The following is a 17,899-nucleotide window of genomic DNA, read 5'->3' on the forward strand; positions in this document are numbered from 1 at the left end:
GCAGGCCGACGGGCGAAGGAGTGCCGCGGCATCCATCCCTCGCCGAACGGATGCCGCGGCGTGCGCCTGAGCGCGTGGTCAGCGTACGTGGGCAATCTGGATCGACCTAAGGGGTTGACATCCGCGGACGGATTGTCAACAAAATCCGGGCGATCGAGGGCGCTGCGTGCGGTCAGACTTCCGGGTCGATGAGCGGAGTCGTCGGCGAACGCCGCCCGGTCTCCTGCTCCCAGAACTCGAGCTGCTGAGTGAGGGCCTTGGCGAGCTCGAACACCTGCTCGGGAGGAATGCGGATGCGGCTGACCACCCGGGCGGGAACGACCGTGCGGTGCTCGCCGGTCTCGGGGTCGACCTCTTCGCGGGGCGGCTGGGCGAGGGTGACGAAGTCCATCACGAACACGGTGGGAGTGTGCCATACGTTCGCGAAGTCGGCGTAGGCGCCTCCGATCAGCTCCGGCGGAAGGTCGATTTCGAACTGCCTGGCATCGTCGGCCATGGAGGCCTCCCCTCGTCGGCGCAAGTCTATGCGGCGCCCGCCAACAGCGGGCTCTCGCGCGGCGTCTGGGCAGCCGGCGCCAAGACGAGCCGGGCGAACCCGCTCAATCGCGCAACGCCCTCCGGAGTGCGCGGCAGATCGTCGAGCAGCCCGGGCGAGTAGACCAGGTACGCCGCGTGCTTGGCCCGCGAGATCGCGACGTTGAGCCGGTTGCGCAGCAGCAGGAACTCCAGACCGCGGGGTGCGTCCCGACCGGCCGAGGCGGCCAGGGTGACGATCGCGACGACCGCCTCCTGGCCCTGGAAACGATCGACCGTGCCGACCGGGACCTGGTCGAACCCGGCGCGCGCGAGCGCCTCTTCGACCACGACCTGCTGCGCGTTGTACGGCGTGACGACGATCAAGTCGCTTTGCACGAGCGAGCGCGGAGGCAGGACGGTGACGCTCTCATCGGTGGTCACCGCATCCGACCACGCCCTTCCGAGCAGCTCACGCACGACCCCCACCACCGCCTCGGCCTCTTCCGGCGACTGGGTCGCGTTGCCGTGGTGACGGACCGGAAGGGTGCGGAGCCCGGGCGCAACCCCCTCGAGCGTGCGCAGCTCGGTCGACGGATGCGACGCCAGCTCGCCCGCGTACGACAGGCGCGAAACCGGTGCGGCGACGCGCGGATGCATGCGCCAGGTGCGGGCCAGGAAATACCCCATGTCGCGCGGGATGACGTCGGCGCCGTCCATGACCCACCCGAGGGCAGAGGTGTCGACCGGCTCGGGGTGCGTGCCCTGGCTGACCTGCGGCAGCTGCTGCGGGTCGCCGAGCAGCAGCAGGCGCGGCGAGGCCAGCGATACGGCGATCGTGGAGGCGAGCGAGAACTGCCCGGCCTCGTCGATCACGAGTAGGTCGAGCGAGTCGCGCGGCACGCGCCCCTCGTGGCTGAAGTCCCACGCCGTACCGCCCACGACGAAGCCGGTGCCGGCATGCTCCTGCGTGAACGCCGCCAGCCCGTTCTTCGGCAGCGGTGTGAACGGCATCCCGGTCGCCGTCGCATCTTTGGGCGCCTTGCCCACCTGCGCCGCAGGCACGCCCGCCTCGACCACGCGGGCGAGCATGTTCTCGACGACCGCGTGCGACTGGGCGACGACGCCGACCTTGAACCCGCGTTCCGCGACCAGCCTGGCGATCACGTGCGAGCCGACGTACGTCTTGCCCGTGCCGGGAGGGCCCTGCACCGCGAGATAGCTGCGGTCGAGATCGACGAGGCTGCGCACGATCGCGTCGACCTCGCCTCCGGGCGCCGCGGGCGCGAGGGTGCCGGAGAACGTGCGGGGAGGATGCCGGAGCAGGATGTCGGTCGCCGGATCGGCCGGAAGCTCAGGCGACGCGGCGGCCACAGCATCCGCCCACGCGTCGATCGCCTTCTGCTGGTTACCCGCCGCTGGCGGTGACGGCGGCGTGATCGCGATCGGGAGCTCGGGCCAGGTGACCTCCTGGATCGCCAACTCTTCGATGATGGCCCCGTCATCGAGCACGTCGACGACCTTGGCGCGATGATCGGCGTGGATCCATCGCGGCGAGGGTGTGAAAGGGAACGGGGCGGGAAGGTCGTAGATGAGCGAAGGCTCGGAGCCCACGGTCAGTCGTGTGCCCGGCGCGAGCTCACCGCGCAATTCGATGAGCCGCCGATCGGTGCGCTGACCCTCTTCGCGGTGCCAGTCTTCGAGCACCCGGCACAGCCCGGCGTTCAGGACGACGACATCGCGCGAGTCTTCCCACACCGACACCGGCTCGCGCAGCCGCAGGAAGTGCGTCGCCCAGAACGTCTTCGCCTCGCGCGGGTAATAGTCGATCGCCGCAGCGCCCAGGCGCAGCGCGCGATCTTCCGCCGAGTCGGCGGGGTGCTCGGCGGCCAGGCGATTCAACTGCACCGACCGCGGCGAGGGTTCGTACGAGTTCTCCCCCGGCTCGGAATCCGGCGAGGGGCGAAGCCCCGCCTCGCGCGCGCGGGCGACGAGCCAGTTGCGCAGCCGCCGCGTCGACACGCAGTCGTAGCGGTTGTAGTCGGCCAGATCGTCGAGGATCTCCTGCGCCTCGGCCGTGCGTCCATCGTCACCGAGCGCGCGCGCCTGGACGTACCGCACGATCGAGTCGTCGCCCTTCTGCACGTCGCTCGTGCGCACCTCGGTGCCCATATAGAGCGGTTCGAGCTTCTTGATCGAGTACGAGCGCGATCCGACCCGCAGCGCCCGCCGGACGATCGGGTACAGGTCGACGAAGACACCGTCGCGCAGCAGCCGGTCGACGTCGCCCTCGCGTACGCCGTGCCGCGCCGCCATGGCGAGCAGGTGCGCGGTCTCGTACGGGGCGTAGTGGTAGATGTGCATGCCGGGATGCTGCTGCCGCAGCAGATTCACGGTGTCGAGAAAGGTCTCGAGTGCGCCGCGCTCCTCGGCGAACGAGTGAGCCCACAGGGCGCTGTACTGCTCGCGGACGTCGACCCAGCCGAAGAGATAGTCGATGCCCCACGATGTGGTGTCGCCCGCTGCGGCGCCCTCCGTGTAGAGCGGGTCGCCCTCGAAGTCGAAGAAGATGTCGCCGGCGTCTGGCAGCGGAAGGGCACCCAGCGCTGTCGGGGCGACGACCTCATAGGTCGGGATCGCGGGGGGCCCCGCCGAGGCCGCGGGGGTCGCGGGCGCCACGAGCGGGGGGATTCCGGCCGGGCTCTCGCGCTGCAGCCTTGCCTGTGTGCGCAGCATCGCGAACACGTCGGGATTCATGCCGCGCGCGGGCTCGACAGCGTCGGCGAGCTGGTCGAGGGTCGTGATGCCCGCGGCGCGCAGGCGCTCGCGCTGCACGGGGCGCATGCCGGCGACCAGCAGCAGATCACGGGATGCCACGACCTCGGCGTCGCACGTCGCGCACCGGCCGCACGCGATGACGCCGAGCTCGCCGCGTTCGTCGCTCCACGCGATCGGCGCTTCTGCCGCGCCGAGTTCGAGCCGGCGGTCGGCGACCAGGGCGCGAAGCCGCTCGCGGCGCAGGCCGAAGACGGGGAGCAGGTCGTCGGCGGCGTGCGTGCTCACAGTTCCGTCGCCCAGCAGCAGCTCGACGCGATCCGAGCGCGGCACCTCCAAGCGATCCAGCTGATCGGCATATGCCGCGAGCTGCATGAGCGCGGTGACGCGAGCGTGACGGGCGAGTTTGCTGTCTTGGACGATCCAGCGACCGTCTTCGTCGCGGGTCAGGAAGTCGGCGAAGCCGACGAAGTCGGGTGTCGCGAACGTGGCTTGGTAGATCACGTCGGCGTCGGACGCCAGCGCGGCGATCGTCAGGGCGACGGAGTCGGCGAGAGCCGCAGCATCCGAGGACCTCGTCTCAGGGATCTCGATGACACCCGCGCCGAACCGCTCGCGGTACGCGGCGAGCACGCGAAGCTCGTGGGCGATACCGAGGGTGCCTGCGCGGGCCAGAGTGAGATCTTCCGCCTCCTCCACAGCAGCCACTCGCCCGAGCTTCGCGTCGATCGCGCGCAGCCAGGCGAATTCGCACTCGGCAGCGGCCTTGAGGTCGCTCGCACTCCAGACGATCCGCCCCTCGTCCTCGATGTATCGCATGGATCCCTTCCGTCTCGACGACGATAGCCGTCGTGCCCGACATCGGCGTCGGGCGGGGCGCCTCGACCCGCGCCTCCGCTGCAGGACTTCGGAGATCTGCAGTTCTTCGGGAGCCCGCCCGGCACAACGCCCCGAAGAACTGCAGATCGCCGAAATCGCGAGAGGCACCTTGCGTGATCGAGTAGGCGCGCCAGCGCTTTGCCCCCGCGGAGATCGAGTAGGCGCGCTAGCGCTTTGCCCCCGCGGAGATCGAGTAGGCGCGCCAGCGCCGTATCGAGATCACGGCTCGCGTACTACGTCGGTTCGGCGGATCTCGATACGCTCGCAAGCTCGCTCCTCGATCACCGCGGGGGCTCGCTGGCGCTCGCTGGCGCTCGCTACTCGATCACCGCGGCGCACCGTGGCCTGCCACACTGGGGACATGAGCACCAGCTTCGAGAGCGCGTACCGTCACGGGTTCGCGCGGGTCGCGGCATGCACGATCCCCGTCGCGATCGCCGATCCGGCGGCGAACGCCGAGGCGATCCTCGCCACGGCCCGCGAGTGCGACGCTGACGCCGTGGCCGTCGCGGTCTTCCCCGAGCTGTGCCTCACGGGGTACGCGATCGACGACCTCGTGCTGCAGGATGCTGTGCTGGGCGCCGTCGAGGCCTCCATCGCGCGGCTGGTCGAGGCATCCGAAGAGCTCTTCACGATGCTCGTGGTGGGCGCGCCGCTGCGACACCGCAACCGCCTCTACAACTGCGCGGTCGTGATCCACCGCGGAGAGCTGCTCGGGGTCGTGCCGAAGTCGTACCTCCCCACCTACCGCGAGTTCTACGAACGGCGCTGGTACGCGCCCGGCGACGATCAGCGCGGCGCAGACATCCGGATCGGCGACATCCGCATCGGCGCACTCGAGGCGCCGTTCGGTTCTGATCTGCTGTTCGAAGCGCTCGACGTGCCGGGCCTGGTCGTCCACGCGGAGGTCTGCGAAGACGTCTGGGTGCCGATCCCGCCGTCGTCTGCCGCTGCCCTCGCGGGCGCCACTGTGCTGCTGAATCTCTCCGGCAGCCCGATCACGATCGCGCGCGCCGAAGACCGCAAAGACCTCTGCCAGTCGCAGTCGCTGCGGTGCCTCGCCGCCTACGCCTACGCGGCGGCCGGGCTCGGCGAGTCGACGAATGACCTGTCGTGGGACGGTCAGACGATGATCTACGAGGGCGGACTGCTGCTGGATGAGACCGAGCGGTTCCCCGACGGCCCCCGCCGGAGCGTCGCCGACATCGACCTCGATCGCCTCCGACAGGATCGCCTTCGCCAGGGCACGTTCGACGACAACCGCCGCACGTACGACCCGCAGTTCCGCACCGTGCACTTCCAGCTCGACCCGCCCGGCGGCGACATCGGCCTGCGCCGGTCGCTCGACCGCTTCCCCTACGTGCCCGACGACCCTGCACGCCTCGCGCAGGACTGCTACGAGGCGTTCAGCATCCAGGTCGCAGGCCTCGTCCAGCGCCTGCGCGCGATCGGCGACCCCAAGCCCGTGATCGGCGTGAGCGGCGGGCTCGACTCCACCCATGCGCTGCTCGTGATCGCGCGGGCCATGGACCGCATGGGCCGGCCGCGCAGCGACATCCTCGCCTACACGATGCCCGGGTTTGCGACTTCGGAGCACACGAAGTCCAACGCGATTGCCCTCGCCGAGGCGATGGGTGCGTCGATACAGGCGATCGACATCCGGCCCGCGGCATCCGAGATGCTCGCGAAGATCGGGCACCCGTTCGCCGACGGAGAGCCGGTGCACGACGTCACGTTCGAGAACGTGCAGGCCGGCCTGCGCACCGACTACCTCTTCCGCCTCGCGAACCAGAACGGCGGCATCGTCGTCGGCACGTCCGACCTGTCGGAACTCGCTCTGGGCTGGGCGACCTACGGCGTCGGCGATCAGATGAGCCATTACGCCGTGAACGCGGGCGTGCCGAAGACCCTGATCCAGCATCTGATCCGCTGGGTGATCGCGGAGGGGCAGGGAGTGGATGCTGCGGCCGCCGCTGTCCTCCAGTCCGTGCTCGACACCGAGATCAGCCCCGAGCTCGTGCCGGCCGGGCAGGACGGGAAGATGCAGTCCACCGAAGATCGGATCGGGCCGTACGCCCTGCACGACTTCGCCCTGTTCCACCTCGTCCGCTACGGGCTGCGTCCGTCGAAGATCGCCTTCCTCGCGTCGCACGCATGGCGAGATGCGGATGCCGGAGCCTGGCCCCCCGGATTCCCCGACGAAGACCGCTACGCGTACGACCTGCCGACCGTCGCGAAATGGCTCGAGGTGTTCCTCCGTCGTTTCTTCGCGTTCGCGCAGTTCAAGCGCTCCGCGATCCCGAACGGGCCCAAGGTCTCGCCCGCCGGGTCGCTCTCGCCGCGCGGCGACTGGCGTGCGCCGTCGGACGGCAACGCCGAGGTGTGGATCGCCGAGCTCAAGGCCGCGCTGCCCGCTGAATTCTTCGCGCGGTAGCGCGATTCGTTGATCGAGTAGCGAGCGCCAGCGAGCGTATCGAGATCCGCCGCACCGACGTACTACGCAGGCCCAAGGGATCTCGATACGCTCGCAAGCTCGCTACTCGATCACCGCAGAGGGCCGGCGCTGGCGCGCCTACTCGATCACCGCCGTGGGCCGGCGCTGGCGCGCCTACTCGATCACCGCCGCCGGAGGCTCGCGGGCCGAGCGCGTCCGCTCAGGCGAACGGGCGATCCTGATGCAGACCGACCCGGTCGGGGATGTCGAAGGGCAGCCCGGGCAGCCACGACGACGGCTCGGGCCACGGCCGCGACGAGGGCAGAACTGTCAGCAGCGTCCGCAGCGCAGCATCCCGTGATGTCGTCGGAGCATGCGCGGGAAGCACCCGGCGCGGTGCGCGATGCCCGAGAGCGCCGCACCACCAGTGCCGCCAGGTGGACTGGACCTGGTCGGGGTCGAGCACGATGTAGTAGTCGGGCATGATCGCGTCGCCCGACTCGAATTGCGCGAGCGCGGTCTCGACCTCCAGTTCGAGCGTGCCGAGCGTCGCGCGCTCCTCGTACAGCTCGACCCACGCTGCGGCGACATGCTCGAGCGGGTCTGCGTCGTGGATGATCCACGTCGTGCCCGCCGCAGCGATCCGACGCGCGGCGACGGCGGGATCGGTGCCGCGCAGAGAGAGGGTCTCGATGCCCGGGATGCCGTCGAGCGTCGCCATCGCGTCGCCCGACGCCGCTCCGACCACGGCTACGACGGTGCCTGTGCTCGATGTGTGCGCCATGCTCCAGCGTAGAACGGCTGCTGTTGCATGCGGATGACACGCGCCGATCGATCGGGTTTCGCAAGAGCGCAGCGGGGCGAGGCTACTGCCAGTCGTAGTCGATCGCGCCCGTGCGGACGTCGACGCGCACATCGAGGCCCTCACGCCTCATCTCGTCGACCATGGCGTTGCGCAGGCCAGGGTCGTCGACGTACAGGGTGCCGCGCTGGCCGAGGTCGTCCTTGTCGATGCCGGGAGTCGTGCGGATAGCAGCGTTCCAGTACTGGTCGCCGCCGATCGTGTCGTGCCCGTCGCTGGTGAAGTAGGTCTCGCCCGTGTCGACGTTGTAGATCTGCTGGACCATGTGGATCCGGTCATCCTGATCGGCGGCCGGGTAGAAGCCGGCGATCGCCTGACCGGGTGACTCCCAGACCTCCTTGTCGGGGTCGCGCACGTACAGCCCGATCTCGCCGCCGAACGCCGATCCCGCCCCGTAGTTGCCCTTCCACAGTTCGAGCCGGTACTCCTGGCCGTCGTACTCGAATTGGGTGACGCTGTCATCGAGGTCCATGCCGCCCGCGAAGCCGAGCTTGTCGAACGCATCCATGAAGCCGAGGTGGCTCTGGATCGAGGTCTGATTGGTCGTGTAGAAGTCCTGCCCTTTGACGTACTCGAAGCCGAGTCCGGTCGAGATCGCCGCCTCCACGAGCGGCACGCGCATCACGAGATCGGCGAGGTTGCCGACGGCATTCTGCAGGCCGGGCACGAGGCCGGTGAGCGTGCGCGGCAACGGCGCAAGCTGGCTGAAGATGTCGCCACCACCGGCGGTCCCGGTCCCGTGCGCGGAGGTGCCCCCGAACCCGCCATTGGCGCCGACCTGTCCGACCGCGAACCCGGACGGGAGTCCGCCGCCGTCGCGCTGCGACGCGGTCTGCTGCTGATCGGCCTGGCGCACCAGGAGCGAGCCGATCGACCGCAGGCTCTCGGCCGTGCGGCGCAGCGCCGCGCGGTGCGATCCGTTCCAATCGGATCGGAACGACGCGGCGTCCGGCCCGTGCCACGGCGAGCGCGAGAGCTCGCCGTTCAGCTGGGTCTCGGCCGCAGCGAGCGCGTCGGCAGCCTTCCCGAACGTCGACGCGAGCGCCCGCGTCCCCTCGATGTCCATTCCTGCGAACGACATACCACCCCCGGTCGAATCCTCTCCACCCTAGAGGCGCCCCTCGACGCGGACCAATGGGGCGAAATCCCCATCGCAGCACCCGGCGCACTCTATCCGGAGAACCGGCGGGTGACAGACTGGACGACATGGGCAGGACGGCGACGGTCGTCGGCAGCGGACCCAACGGTCTGGCTGCCGCCGTCACGCTCGCCCGCGCGGGCTACGGCGTCCGGGTGCTGGAAGCCGCCGACGGGGTCGGAGGCGCGATCCGCACGGAGGAGCTCACCCTTCCGGGCTTCCGTCACGACATCGGATCGGCCGTGCATCCCGCCGCCCTCACGTCACGGTTCTTCAACGCGTTCGGTCTCCGCGACCGGCTCGAGTGGATCGTTCCCGACGCGTCGTTCGCGCATCCCCTCGACGATGGTCAAGCGGCGATCGCGTGGCGGGATCTCGACCGCACTGCCGACGCCCTCGGGCGCGACGCCGGCTCATGGCGTGCCGTGCTTCGCCCGCTCAGCAGGCGCATGGCGGGGGTGGTCGATTTCACCGGCTCGCAACTGCTGCGGATGCCGCGGCATCCGGTCACCGCGACCCGCTTCGGGCTGCGCGTGCTCCAACTGGGCAGCACCCTCGGCCGCGACACGTTCACCACCCCCGAAGCGGATGCCCTGCTCACGGGCGCCTTCGCGCACGCCAATACCCGGCTGCCGTCGCTCGCGGCAGCCGCGTCGGGGCTGTTCCTGGCCGCGCACGCGCATACCCCGACCGGATGGGCCTACCCCCGCGGAGGAGCCCAGGCGATCGCGGACGCGCTCACCGCCGACCTTCGCGCGCACGGCGGCGTGATCGAGACCAGCATGGACGTCGCCTCGCTCGCAGACCTCGACTACGGCGATCCTGAGGCGGGCGACCTCCTCCTGCTCGACACGTCGCCTCGCCTTCTGCTGACGCACCCCGGCATACCCGCGGGGTATGGGCGCAGCATCCGCTCGTACCGCTACGGCTCGGCGGCCGCCAAAGTCGATTTCGCGCTGGACGGTCCGATTCCGTGGGCGAACGCAGATGTCGCGCGCGCCCCGACCGTGCACCTCGGCGGCACGCGCGCCGAGATCGAGGCGGGCGAGAACGCCGTCGCCGATGGCCGAGTGCCGGATCGCCCGTACGTGCTCGCCGTCCAGCCGTCGGTGCTCGACGACACCCGGGCGCCCGCCGGCAAGGCCGTGCTGTGGGCGTACATCCACGTCCCCCCGGGGTCGACGCTCGACCCGACCGAACTCGTGACACGTCAGGTCGAGCGCTTCGCGCCCGGCTTCCGCGACATCATCCTCGCCAGTTCCGCGATGACGGCGGCCGAGCGGGCCCGGTTCAATCCGGCGTCGATCGGCGGCGACATCCTCGGCGGGGCGTTCTCGGTGGCGCAGTCGATCCGCAGACCCGTGGTCTCGCCGACCCCGTGGCGCACGCCGATGCGGGGCGTCTACCTCGCCTCGGCATCGACCCCTCCCGGCCCGGGAGTGACGGGGATGCCGGGATGGTACGCCGCCCGGCAGGCGCTCGTAGACAATGCCGGCGTGGGAATCGAACTGGCCGATCTGTTCGGGTGATCGGTGAGCCGAGTCACCCCGCGGATCTGCGGGCGTGACCGCCTAAATGCGCGCGCGCCTGTGTGCGCGGCGCGCTGCGGCTGCGATTGCGGGCCGACAGGTCGATGACCGCCACCACGAACGCGATCGCCACGAACAGCCCGACGGCGATCATGCCGAAGCCGTAGGCGTCGTGGAAGACGACCGACTCCGAGCTGGTCCCGCCGTCTTCGCGATAGATCGTCGAGTAGAACAGCGCGAGGGCGACCGCGGTGCCGACGGCGGTGCCGATCCGCTGACCGAGCTGGCCGACCGAGCCGGCGAGCCCGCCCTGCTTTACGGGGATGTCGGCGAGGGTCAGCGTCTGGTTCGGCGCGATCACGAGACCGCCGCCGATGCCACCGATCACCATCACCCCCGCCATGACGTAGGCGGTGAACGCGTCCGGCACATAGAGCGCCGCGAGCATGAGCCCCGCGACGCACACGAGTACGAGCGCGAGTCCCCACACGACGATCGGGCGCCCGAACCGGCTCACGAGGTTTCCGCCGTACCACGACGAGATGGCGCTCGAGAGGGCGAACCCGATCGTGACCATTCCGGCGAACACCGGGGGCAGGCCCAGCCCGCTCTGCAGGTAGAGGGTCGTAAGCAGGAACATCGACGGCAGCGCGGTGAAGTACGCCGACTGGATGATCGTGCCGTTGCGGTATGACGAGATCCCGAAGAGCGCGAACGGGATGAGCGGATTGCGACCGGATGCTGTGTACCGCCGCTCCCACGCGACGAAAGCGCCCGCGAACAGCACGAACACGACCAGCAGCCACCACCGCTGCGGGTTATCGTCGGGCGACCCCGTGGTGAACAGGAACGGCCACATCAGCGCGAGCACCGTGACGGCGAACAGACCTACCCCGACCGGGTCGAGCTCGAGGGGCTTTCGGGATCGGGCACGCGTGGTCGGCAGCACCCAGATCGCCAGGGCGATCGCGATGAGTCCGAGTGGGATGTTCATCCAGAAGATCAAGCGCCACCCGTCGTCGGGGCCGCCGAGGGCGATCAGGAGGCCGCCGAGCGTCGGGCCGAACGCCGTGGCGACGCCGATCGTGGCGCCGAACAAACCGAATGCCCGTCCGCGCTCCTTGCCCTGGAACAGCTGCTGGATGGTGCCCAGCACCTGGGGCATCTGGATGCCGGCGGCGACGCCCTGCACGAGACGGGCGACCAGCAGCACGGTCGTGCTCGGCGCGATCGCGCAGACGAGGCTCGCGAGCGTGAACAGCGAGAGCCCCACCACGAACAGGGTGCGGCGAGAGCGCTGATCGCCGAGGCGCCCCATCGGCACGAGGAACAGCCCGAAGGTCAGGACGTAGCCCGAGACGATCAGCTGGAGCTCGGTCGACTGGGCGCCGAGAGCGGCCTCGATCGAGGGCAATGCGACGTTCACCTTCGACAGGTCGAGGATCGTGATCGCGGCGACCGTGGCACAGACCCAGAACGCCCGCCACCTGCGTGCCGGGCTCAGCTCGAGCGTCAGAGTCGGGGGCTGTGGCGCCGAACCGGCGGTGGACTCGTTCGCATCGGACATTTCTCCAAGGCTACTCGCGGCATCCCGATCCGGCCGATGGTGCGCTCAGGCCTTGACACCGAGGTCGTACCCGATGACGCTGCGCTCCTGATCGATGATGCTGTCGCCGTGGGTGCTGGTGCGCACGGTCAGCTGCGCGGGCAGCTGGTCTTTCATCGCCTCGACGTGGCTGATGACTCCGACTACGCGGCCGCCCTGACGCAGTTCGTCGAGCGTTCGCATCGCGACGTCCAGCGTGTCGGCGTCGAGCGAGCCGAACCCCTCGTCGATGAACAGGGTGTCGAGGCGGATGCCGCCGGCTCGCGCGGTGACGACCTCGGCGAGTCCGAGCGCGAGGGCGAGCGAGGCGAGGAAGGTCTCGCCGCCCGACAGCGACTGCACGGGTCTGGCCTGGCCGGTGAACGCGTCGACGACGTCGATGCCGAGACCGGATGCTGCTCCCCGCGCCGCCTTCGCATCGGTGTGCCGCAGCCGGTAGCGGCCCTGCGTCATCTCGTCCAGGCGCACGTTGGCAGCCGCCACGATCTCCTCCAGCTCGGCGGCGAGCACGAACGTCTCGAGGTTCATCTTCCGCGTGTTGGGGGCGCGCCCGGCGACGGAGTTGGCGAGCCGCTCGATCACCGCCGCCTCGCCGGTGATCTCCGCGATCACGGCGTGGGCGATCTCGGTCGCCTCGACGGCTTCGTCGAGCTGCTGCGCGAGGGTCGCGGCGGCGGCAGCTGACGTGACGGACGCGCGCCAGGTCTCGGATGCTGCGCGCAGCGCCACCTCGGACGCGTCGACGTCGACGGGCTCTTCGGGCAGCATCCGCAGCTCCAGGGCGAGCAGGTTCTGCGTGACGCCCGCACGTTCGGCGTCGTACCCGCGCACCGTCGCGTCGAGCACCGCGCGGTCGCCCGCCGAGCGGAGTGCGCCGGCGATGTCTTCGCGCGCATCGAACCGGGACGCGTCGATCGCCTTCTCGAGTGCGGCCGCCGCCGCCTCCGCGGCTTCGCGACGCGTCTGCACGACACCGAGAGCTGCGACCAGCTCGCGCGCGAGGCGGATGATGCGCTGGGCTGCATCGATCCGTGCGGCGACGCTCTCGTGATCGCCACGGGCGTCGCGGACCGTCTCCTCCGCCTCGGCGATCGACCGATCGATACCGGCGAGCGCGGCGGCCGCCTGCGCCCGCGCGGTCGTGAGGTCTGCGTAGGAGCTCTCGAGCCCCGTCGATTCGGCCTCGAGTGCAGCGCGATCCTCGGCGAGCCGCGCGTGCTCATCGAGGGCTGAAACCGCGGCGGCCAGCTCCGCTTCGGCGGCGGCGACCGCTGCGGCAGCGGCTGCGGGCGCGAGACCACCGGCCTGCGCTGTCGCGGTGGCCACAGCATCCCGTGCGCGCTGCAGTTCATCTGCGGCTGCAGCGTCGGCGGCGACGGCGGCCCGCTTGTGCGCCTCGGCGGTGGCGATGTCGTCGTCGGTGACGGGCTCGCCCGTGCGCGAGGTGGGAGCGGGGTGCTCGCAGGCGCCGCAGACCGGGCACGGATCACCGTCCACGAGGGTCTCGGCCAGTTCGCCCGCGTGGTCGCGGAAGCGCAGGTCTCTGAGGTCGTCGAGCTCGCCCGAGGCGCGGGTGAGCGCGCGACCGGCCGCTGTCGCGGCTGCCTCGGCGAGAGTGAGTGCCGCGCGCCCCTCTTCGGCGATCTCCGCCGCCGCGTGCACGAGCCGTGCAGCGTCGAGGCGGTCCGAGGCGGTCGGCAGCGCGTCGGCGTGCACCCGCGCGGCGGCCAGCGCCGCAGCCGCGGCTTCGAGCAGCGTCGGGAGCTCCGCACGGCGCGACTGGATCGCAGCGAGTTCGTCGTCGGCGACCGCCATGAGCGCGGCCGTGGTCGCGCGATCGCGCGCGAGCCCGCGGAGGCGATCTTCGGCCTCGTGCCCGACCGTCCACGCGCCGACGGCGGCCATCAGTTCGTCGGCGCGGCTCGCGATCGCGGTCTGGTCTTGGACCGTCTCGCCGGCCGCGAGCCACCGGGCCACCGCGTCGGCGTGCGCGGCTTCCGCCTCGCGTACGGCCGCGTCGGTGCGATCAACCGCTGCGATCAACGGCCGGAACGTCTCGGCCTCGTCGGCGGCGGCGAGCGTTGCTCGCGTGGCCGCCAGCTCGGCGGCGCGCCCGTCGAGCCGGGCGAGGGCGCCCCGAGCGTCGTCGCGCGCGATCTGTTCTGTTCGCTGCGCGACGAGGACTGTGTGCGCGGCATCGGCGGCCAGATGCGTCGTGCGCGCGGTGCCCTCCTGCGCGCTGGTGAGCTCGCGTTGATGTGCGGCGCGCAAGCGAGCCTGACGGACGCGGGCGACGCGTTCTTCGAGGTCGAGATCGCCCAGAACCGGCTCATCGGAGTCGGAGCGTGCGAGCCGCTCAGCGTTCTCGAGCTGTGCCAGCAGCGTGCGGTTCTCCAGCGCCAGCCTCTCGAGCGTCGCCTTGCGGCGGCGTTCGAAGCTCTCCTCGTATCCCCCGAATCGCTTCGAGTCGAACAGGGTGCGCAGCAAGGTCTGCCGCTCATCGTTGCGGGCGAGCAGGAACTGCGCGAACCTGCCCTGCGCGAGCAGGATCACCTGGAGGAACTGGTGGTGGTTGAGCCCCAGAATCGGCTGGAGTTCGTTGCCCACGTCGACGGGGCGCGCGGCGCGCCCCACCCACTGCTCGTCGACCCATTCCTCGAGTCGCGCCTCTGCGGCGGTCAGGGTCGTGCCTCGCCCGTTGCGCTTGAGACGCTCATAGGTCGGAACCCGCTCGACTCGCCAGCGCCTGCCGCCACTGGAGAACTCGAGCCTCACCTTGGTGGGCTCGTCGAGCGCCGAGTGGTCGCTGCGGATGCGCTTTTCGCCCTCTCCGTAGCGCGGCACCCCGCCGTACAGCGCGAAGCAGACAGCATCCAGGATGCTGGACTTGCCCGCACCCGTCTTGCCGCCGATGAGGAAGATGCCGTCGCGCGCGAGCGCATCGAAGTCGACCGTCTGCGGGCGCCGGAAAGGCCCGAATCCCTCGATGTCGAGCCGGTGCAGCCTCACGGCTCTGTCTTCTTCACAGGTGAAGCTCCGAGACGCGTTCCTCGGCCACCGCGTCCTGGATCAGGGCGCGCTCCTGGTCGTCGGGCCCCTGCCCGGCGCGGACATGGGAGAGGAACCGGCCGATCAGGTCGGGGTCGCTCGCGACGTCGCGGACACGGTCGGCGTAGCTCGCGCGGTCGCCCTCGGGGGCGCCCTGCGGGTCGAGCTTGATGTTCGCGCACCACGCGAACCGCGACTGGAGCTTGCGCATCGGGTCGATCTGCGGGGTCGGGTCGGTGAGCACCGCGCACACCCAGTCGTCGCGGTGTGCCTCGTGAGCGGGGTCGGTGAGGAGTTCGTCGAGGGTGCCGCGCAGCGACACCAGCCGACGGGGCACGGGCAGCTCGAGCCAGCGCGCCGAGGCGAATCCCCCGGCATCCAGCTCGACCAGCCACGAGCCGCGCGGCTTGCCGGCCTCGCCGAAGCTGTAGTGCAGGGGCGCGCCTGCGTAGCGCACGGTCTCGGCCAGTTGCTGACGCCCGTGGATGTGGCCGAGTGCCATGTAGTCGACACCGTCGAAGACCGACAGCGGGATGACGTCGAGCCCGCCCTGCTGGATGTCGCGCTCGAGCTGCGGCGTCGGCGCGACTCCCGCCGCGAAGCAGTGCGCGATCGCCACGGAGCGCCCGCCGCGGGCCGCGAGGTCGGCGCGGATCAGCCCCATCGCGTGGGTCAGGGTCTGCGCGTGCGCACGCAACTCGACGCCCGGCCACACCGAACGGACCATCGTCGGCTCGAGGTACGGGATCCCGTAGAAGTGCACGGGGCCGTCGGCGTCGCCGATCGTGATCGGCGTGCCGACCGTGGCGGGGTCGGTGACGACGTGGATGCCCTCGCGCAGCAGCGCGGACTGGAAGCCCAGGCGGGCGCTCGAGTCGTGGTTGCCCGAGGTGACGACGACCTGCGCGCCGGCGTCGCGGAGCGCGAGGAGCGCCTCGGTCAGCACCGGGAAGCAGGCCGCCGCGGGGGTGGCGGAATCGAATACATCACCGGCGACCACGACCACGTCGACGTCGTGCGCGCGCACCTGCACGGCGAGCGCCGCGAGCACCCCGCGCAGCGCATCGAGCGTGGCGTGGCCGTGGAACGACCGCCCGATGTGCCAGTCCGAGGTGTGCAGGATGCGCATGCTCACACCGTACGATCCACGCCCGACATCGCCCCTGAGGCGCCCGGGCGGTTCGCCGAGAGCGGATGCTCGGCTGCACGCGACGAGCGCGCAACCCGATCACACCGCGACCGGAGACCCCACCTCGGTGCGCAGCATCCGGAACTCATGTCGACGCAGCAGCCGCAGGACGACGGCGCGGAATCCGCCGAACGCGACGAGCCCCTGCGCGCGGTCCAGCGGCTCGACCGCCGTGATCGGGTACTCGTGCCGGCGGTGCACGATCACCCCGCCGCCCTTGACGATGTTGCGGTACCAGTTCACCTGGTCGCCGTAAGTGAGCTCGGCGACGAACCCGCCGGGCACCTGGGCGAGGATCAGCGGCGTCTCGAACGTTCGGCCGCTCTTGCGGCCGACGTGGCGCACGAGCGAGAACGGCCCACGGCCGGCCCGCGCCGCCCTCAGCGTGAGCGGGTTGAGCGTGTGGTTCAGCGTGTCGAGGAACGCCTTCTTGACGCGGCCCATGTGTCCGAGGGTACGCTCGGCGGGCCCCGGCCGACAGATACGCTCGCACGATGGAAGAGCCGACCCCCGTCACCGCGCCCGAGGGGGTGTCAGCCTCCGTCGCTCCGTTCACGTACGCGGGCGCGACCCTGGTCGCGGAAGAGTTCGGCCACGCGGCGCCGACGTTCCTCCTCATCCACGGCATCGGGATGGGGCGGAGCGTATTCGGCGACCTGGCGGCTCATCTGCGCGGTCACGGGCGCATCATCGCGATCGACCTGCCGGGGTACGGCGCCGCGCCCGAGCCGGCGCGAACGCTCACGGTCGAGCGCACCGCCGACCTGGTGGCCGCGTTCCTGCGGGGGCGCGCGATCGGCCCCGTCGTCGCGGTCGGTCACTCGATGGGGACGCAGGTGGCCGCAGAGCTCGCCGCCCGTCACCCTGAGCTCGTAACCCGGGTCGTGCTGATCGCGCCGACGGTGAACGTCCGCGAACGCCGGGCGTCGCGCCAGCTCCTCCGGCTCGCGCAGGATCTGACGGTCGAGAGCCCTCGCGTGATCGCCATCGGCGCGAAGGAGTACCTGCGCGCCGGTCCGCACCTGGGGCGCAAGCTCCGCGCGATGCTCGTCCACCGGCCGGAGGACGCCTACCCCCGCATCCACGCTCCCGCCCTCGTCCTGCGCGGCGAGCACGACTACGTGTCACCCCGCGACTGGTGCCGTTTCGTCGTCGACCGGATCCCGGACGCCCGACTGGCCGAGATCGAAGGCCACGGTCACGAGACGATGATCCGGGATGCCGGGCCCGCCGCCGCCCGCATCCTCTCGTTCGCGGGGGCGTGAGCGGTCAGCGCTTCCGACCGGCGACCAGGCCCTCGGCGAACGACGCCAGCTGATCAGCGGAGGCCGGGATGCCGGCATCCTCGAACCGCTGCCGCAAGACCTCCGCGATACGCTCGGCGTCTTCACCGCCTACGTCCACCCGCGTCTGAGCGAGGATGCCGTCGATGCGCTCCTGGTCGGTCACGGTATCGAGGTCCATCGCCGGCTCGGTCTGCGCATCGACCGCACCGGCACCCGGCTCGTCGGCGTCCGTGCCCTGCACGACTGCCCCGCCGACACCCGCATCGGGATGCACGGGCTCGGTCGCATCATCCGGGGTCGTCTCATCCGGGGCCGTCTCATCCGGCGGCGTCACGACGCCTCGTCGACGTCGGCGTCGGTGCGGAGGTCGGGATCGGTGCCGCTGGAGAGCGCCGCGCCCTCGACGGACCCGTCTGCCGGCGCATCGGCCGTCGCGTCCGTGCCGTCGGGAGTCAGCGGCGGCAGCCCCGACTCGGTCAGTGACGGCGAATCGATCGCATCCGCGTTCGCGGCGGCCGTCTCACGATCGGCGACCTCTTCGCTCTCCCAGCCCCCGGGCGGATCCGCGTCGATGACTCCCTCGGGAAGATCACGCTCATTGCTCATGGTGCACCTCTCTCATTGCCCCCAGACTGTCTCG

At 70.8% G+C, this 17,899-nt stretch carries 13 protein-coding genes; 3 read left to right on the plus strand and 10 right to left on the minus strand.

Going from position 1 to position 17,899, the window contains the following annotated elements:
• Positions 1 to 172 precede the first annotated feature (172 nt).
• Both ACFE6Z_RS07175 and ACFE6Z_RS07180 read right to left on the minus strand, forming a co-directional pair.
• Positions 173 to 496 (minus strand): DUF3467 domain-containing protein, encoded by a 324-nt coding sequence (locus tag ACFE6Z_RS07175; RefSeq protein WP_375385037.1) that lies wholly within the window; start codon positions 494 to 496, stop codon positions 173 to 175.
• A gap of 26 nt (positions 497 to 522) precedes the next feature.
• Positions 523 to 4,107 carry a TM0106 family RecB-like putative nuclease gene (locus tag ACFE6Z_RS07180; protein ID WP_375385038.1) on the minus strand — a complete coding sequence of 1,195 codons (3,585 nt, stop codon included), beginning with the start codon at positions 4,105 to 4,107 and terminating at the stop codon, positions 523 to 525.
• 421 nt (positions 4,108 to 4,528) lie between these two features.
• Here ACFE6Z_RS07180 and ACFE6Z_RS07185 point away from each other — a divergent pair, with 421 nt between their 5' ends.
• A complete protein-coding gene (locus ACFE6Z_RS07185) occupies positions 4,529 to 6,601 on the plus strand; it encodes an NAD(+) synthase (protein WP_375385039.1) in 2,073 nt (690 codons plus the stop codon).
• 220 nt (positions 6,602 to 6,821) lie between these two features.
• Here ACFE6Z_RS07185 and ACFE6Z_RS07190 read toward each other — a convergent pair whose 3' ends face one another.
• Together ACFE6Z_RS07190 and ACFE6Z_RS07195 are read right to left on the minus strand one after the other, a co-directional pair.
• Positions 6,822 to 7,385: a hypothetical protein gene (locus ACFE6Z_RS07190; protein ID WP_375385040.1), complete on the minus strand. Its 564-nt coding sequence runs from the start codon at positions 7,383 to 7,385 to the stop codon at positions 6,822 to 6,824.
• A gap of 82 nt (positions 7,386 to 7,467) precedes the next feature.
• The gene (locus ACFE6Z_RS07195; protein ID WP_375385041.1) at positions 7,468 to 8,544 is read right to left on the minus strand and encodes a DUF4474 domain-containing protein; all 1,077 of its coding nucleotides are present in this window, start codon (positions 8,542 to 8,544) and stop codon (positions 7,468 to 7,470) included.
• 125 nt (positions 8,545 to 8,669) lie between these two features.
• On the opposite strand from ACFE6Z_RS07195, the gene ACFE6Z_RS07200 reads away from it, so the two are divergent.
• On the plus strand, positions 8,670 to 10,130 hold the full coding sequence (locus tag ACFE6Z_RS07200) for a phytoene desaturase family protein (protein WP_375385042.1): 1,461 nt from the start codon (positions 8,670 to 8,672) through the stop codon (positions 10,128 to 10,130).
• Positions 10,131 to 10,143: 13 nt separating this feature from the next.
• Here the strand turns inward: ACFE6Z_RS07200 and ACFE6Z_RS07205 are convergent, their stop codons facing one another.
• The 4 genes from ACFE6Z_RS07205 to ACFE6Z_RS07220 form a co-directional block, all read right to left on the minus strand.
• Positions 10,144 to 11,697, minus strand: coding sequence for an MFS transporter (locus tag ACFE6Z_RS07205; RefSeq protein WP_375385043.1), 1,554 nt, complete (start codon positions 11,695 to 11,697; stop codon positions 10,144 to 10,146).
• 45 nt (positions 11,698 to 11,742) lie between these two features.
• Positions 11,743 to 14,745 (minus strand): AAA family ATPase, encoded by a 3,003-nt coding sequence (locus tag ACFE6Z_RS07210; protein WP_375385044.1) that lies wholly within the window; start codon positions 14,743 to 14,745, stop codon positions 11,743 to 11,745.
• Between the two features lie 13 nt (positions 14,746 to 14,758).
• Positions 14,759 to 15,913, minus strand: a complete 1,155-nt coding sequence (locus ACFE6Z_RS07215; RefSeq protein WP_375385045.1) for an exonuclease SbcCD subunit D — start codon at positions 15,911 to 15,913, stop codon at positions 14,759 to 14,761.
• 99 nt (positions 15,914 to 16,012) lie between these two features.
• A complete protein-coding gene (locus ACFE6Z_RS07220) occupies positions 16,013 to 16,417 on the minus strand; it encodes a nitroreductase family deazaflavin-dependent oxidoreductase (RefSeq protein WP_375385046.1) in 405 nt (134 codons plus the stop codon).
• Positions 16,418 to 16,467: 50 nt separating this feature from the next.
• On the opposite strand from ACFE6Z_RS07220, the gene ACFE6Z_RS07225 reads away from it, so the two are divergent.
• Positions 16,468 to 17,238, plus strand: coding sequence for an alpha/beta fold hydrolase (locus ACFE6Z_RS07225; RefSeq protein ID WP_375385047.1), 771 nt, complete (start codon positions 16,468 to 16,470; stop codon positions 17,236 to 17,238).
• A 4-nt stretch (positions 17,239 to 17,242) separates the two neighbouring features.
• On the opposite strand, the gene ACFE6Z_RS07230 is transcribed toward ACFE6Z_RS07225, so the two are convergent.
• Together ACFE6Z_RS07230 and ACFE6Z_RS07235 are read right to left on the minus strand one after the other, a co-directional pair.
• Positions 17,243 to 17,593 (minus strand): hypothetical protein, encoded by a 351-nt coding sequence (locus ACFE6Z_RS07230; protein WP_375385048.1) that lies wholly within the window; start codon positions 17,591 to 17,593, stop codon positions 17,243 to 17,245.
• Positions 17,590 to 17,865, minus strand: coding sequence for a hypothetical protein (locus ACFE6Z_RS07235; protein ID WP_375385049.1), 276 nt, complete (start codon positions 17,863 to 17,865; stop codon positions 17,590 to 17,592). Before ACFE6Z_RS07235 ends, ACFE6Z_RS07230 begins: the two co-directional genes overlap by 4 nt.
• Positions 17,866 to 17,899 lie beyond the last annotated feature (34 nt).

Origin of the sequence: uncultured Microbacterium sp., from assembly GCF_964244775.1 — a bacterium.
GTDB lineage: Bacteria > Actinomycetota > Actinomycetes > Actinomycetales > Microbacteriaceae > Microbacterium.

Excerpts from the sequence above, each read along its gene's own strand:
- ACFE6Z_RS07175 (WP_375385037.1), bottom strand. The coding sequence starts at position 496 with ATGGCCGACGATGCCAGGCAGTTCGAAATCGACCTTCCGCCGGAGCTG.
- ACFE6Z_RS07180 (WP_375385038.1), bottom strand. The coding sequence starts at position 4,107 with ATGCGATACATCGAGGACGAGGGGCGGATCGTCTGGAGTGCGAGCGAC.
- ACFE6Z_RS07185 (WP_375385039.1), top strand. The coding sequence starts at position 4,529 with ATGAGCACCAGCTTCGAGAGCGCGTACCGTCACGGGTTCGCGCGGGTC.
- ACFE6Z_RS07190 (WP_375385040.1), bottom strand. The coding sequence starts at position 7,385 with ATGGCGCACACATCGAGCACAGGCACCGTCGTAGCCGTGGTCGGAGCG.
- ACFE6Z_RS07195 (WP_375385041.1), bottom strand. The coding sequence starts at position 8,544 with ATGTCGTTCGCAGGAATGGACATCGAGGGGACGCGGGCGCTCGCGTCG.
- ACFE6Z_RS07200 (WP_375385042.1), top strand. The coding sequence starts at position 8,670 with ATGGGCAGGACGGCGACGGTCGTCGGCAGCGGACCCAACGGTCTGGCT.
- ACFE6Z_RS07205 (WP_375385043.1), bottom strand. The coding sequence starts at position 11,697 with ATGTCCGATGCGAACGAGTCCACCGCCGGTTCGGCGCCACAGCCCCCG.
- ACFE6Z_RS07215 (WP_375385045.1), bottom strand. The coding sequence starts at position 15,913 with ATGCGCATCCTGCACACCTCGGACTGGCACATCGGGCGGTCGTTCCAC.
- ACFE6Z_RS07220 (WP_375385046.1), bottom strand. The coding sequence starts at position 16,417 with ATGGGCCGCGTCAAGAAGGCGTTCCTCGACACGCTGAACCACACGCTC.
- ACFE6Z_RS07225 (WP_375385047.1), top strand. The coding sequence starts at position 16,468 with ATGGAAGAGCCGACCCCCGTCACCGCGCCCGAGGGGGTGTCAGCCTCC.
- ACFE6Z_RS07235 (WP_375385049.1), bottom strand. The coding sequence starts at position 17,865 with ATGAGCAATGAGCGTGATCTTCCCGAGGGAGTCATCGACGCGGATCCG.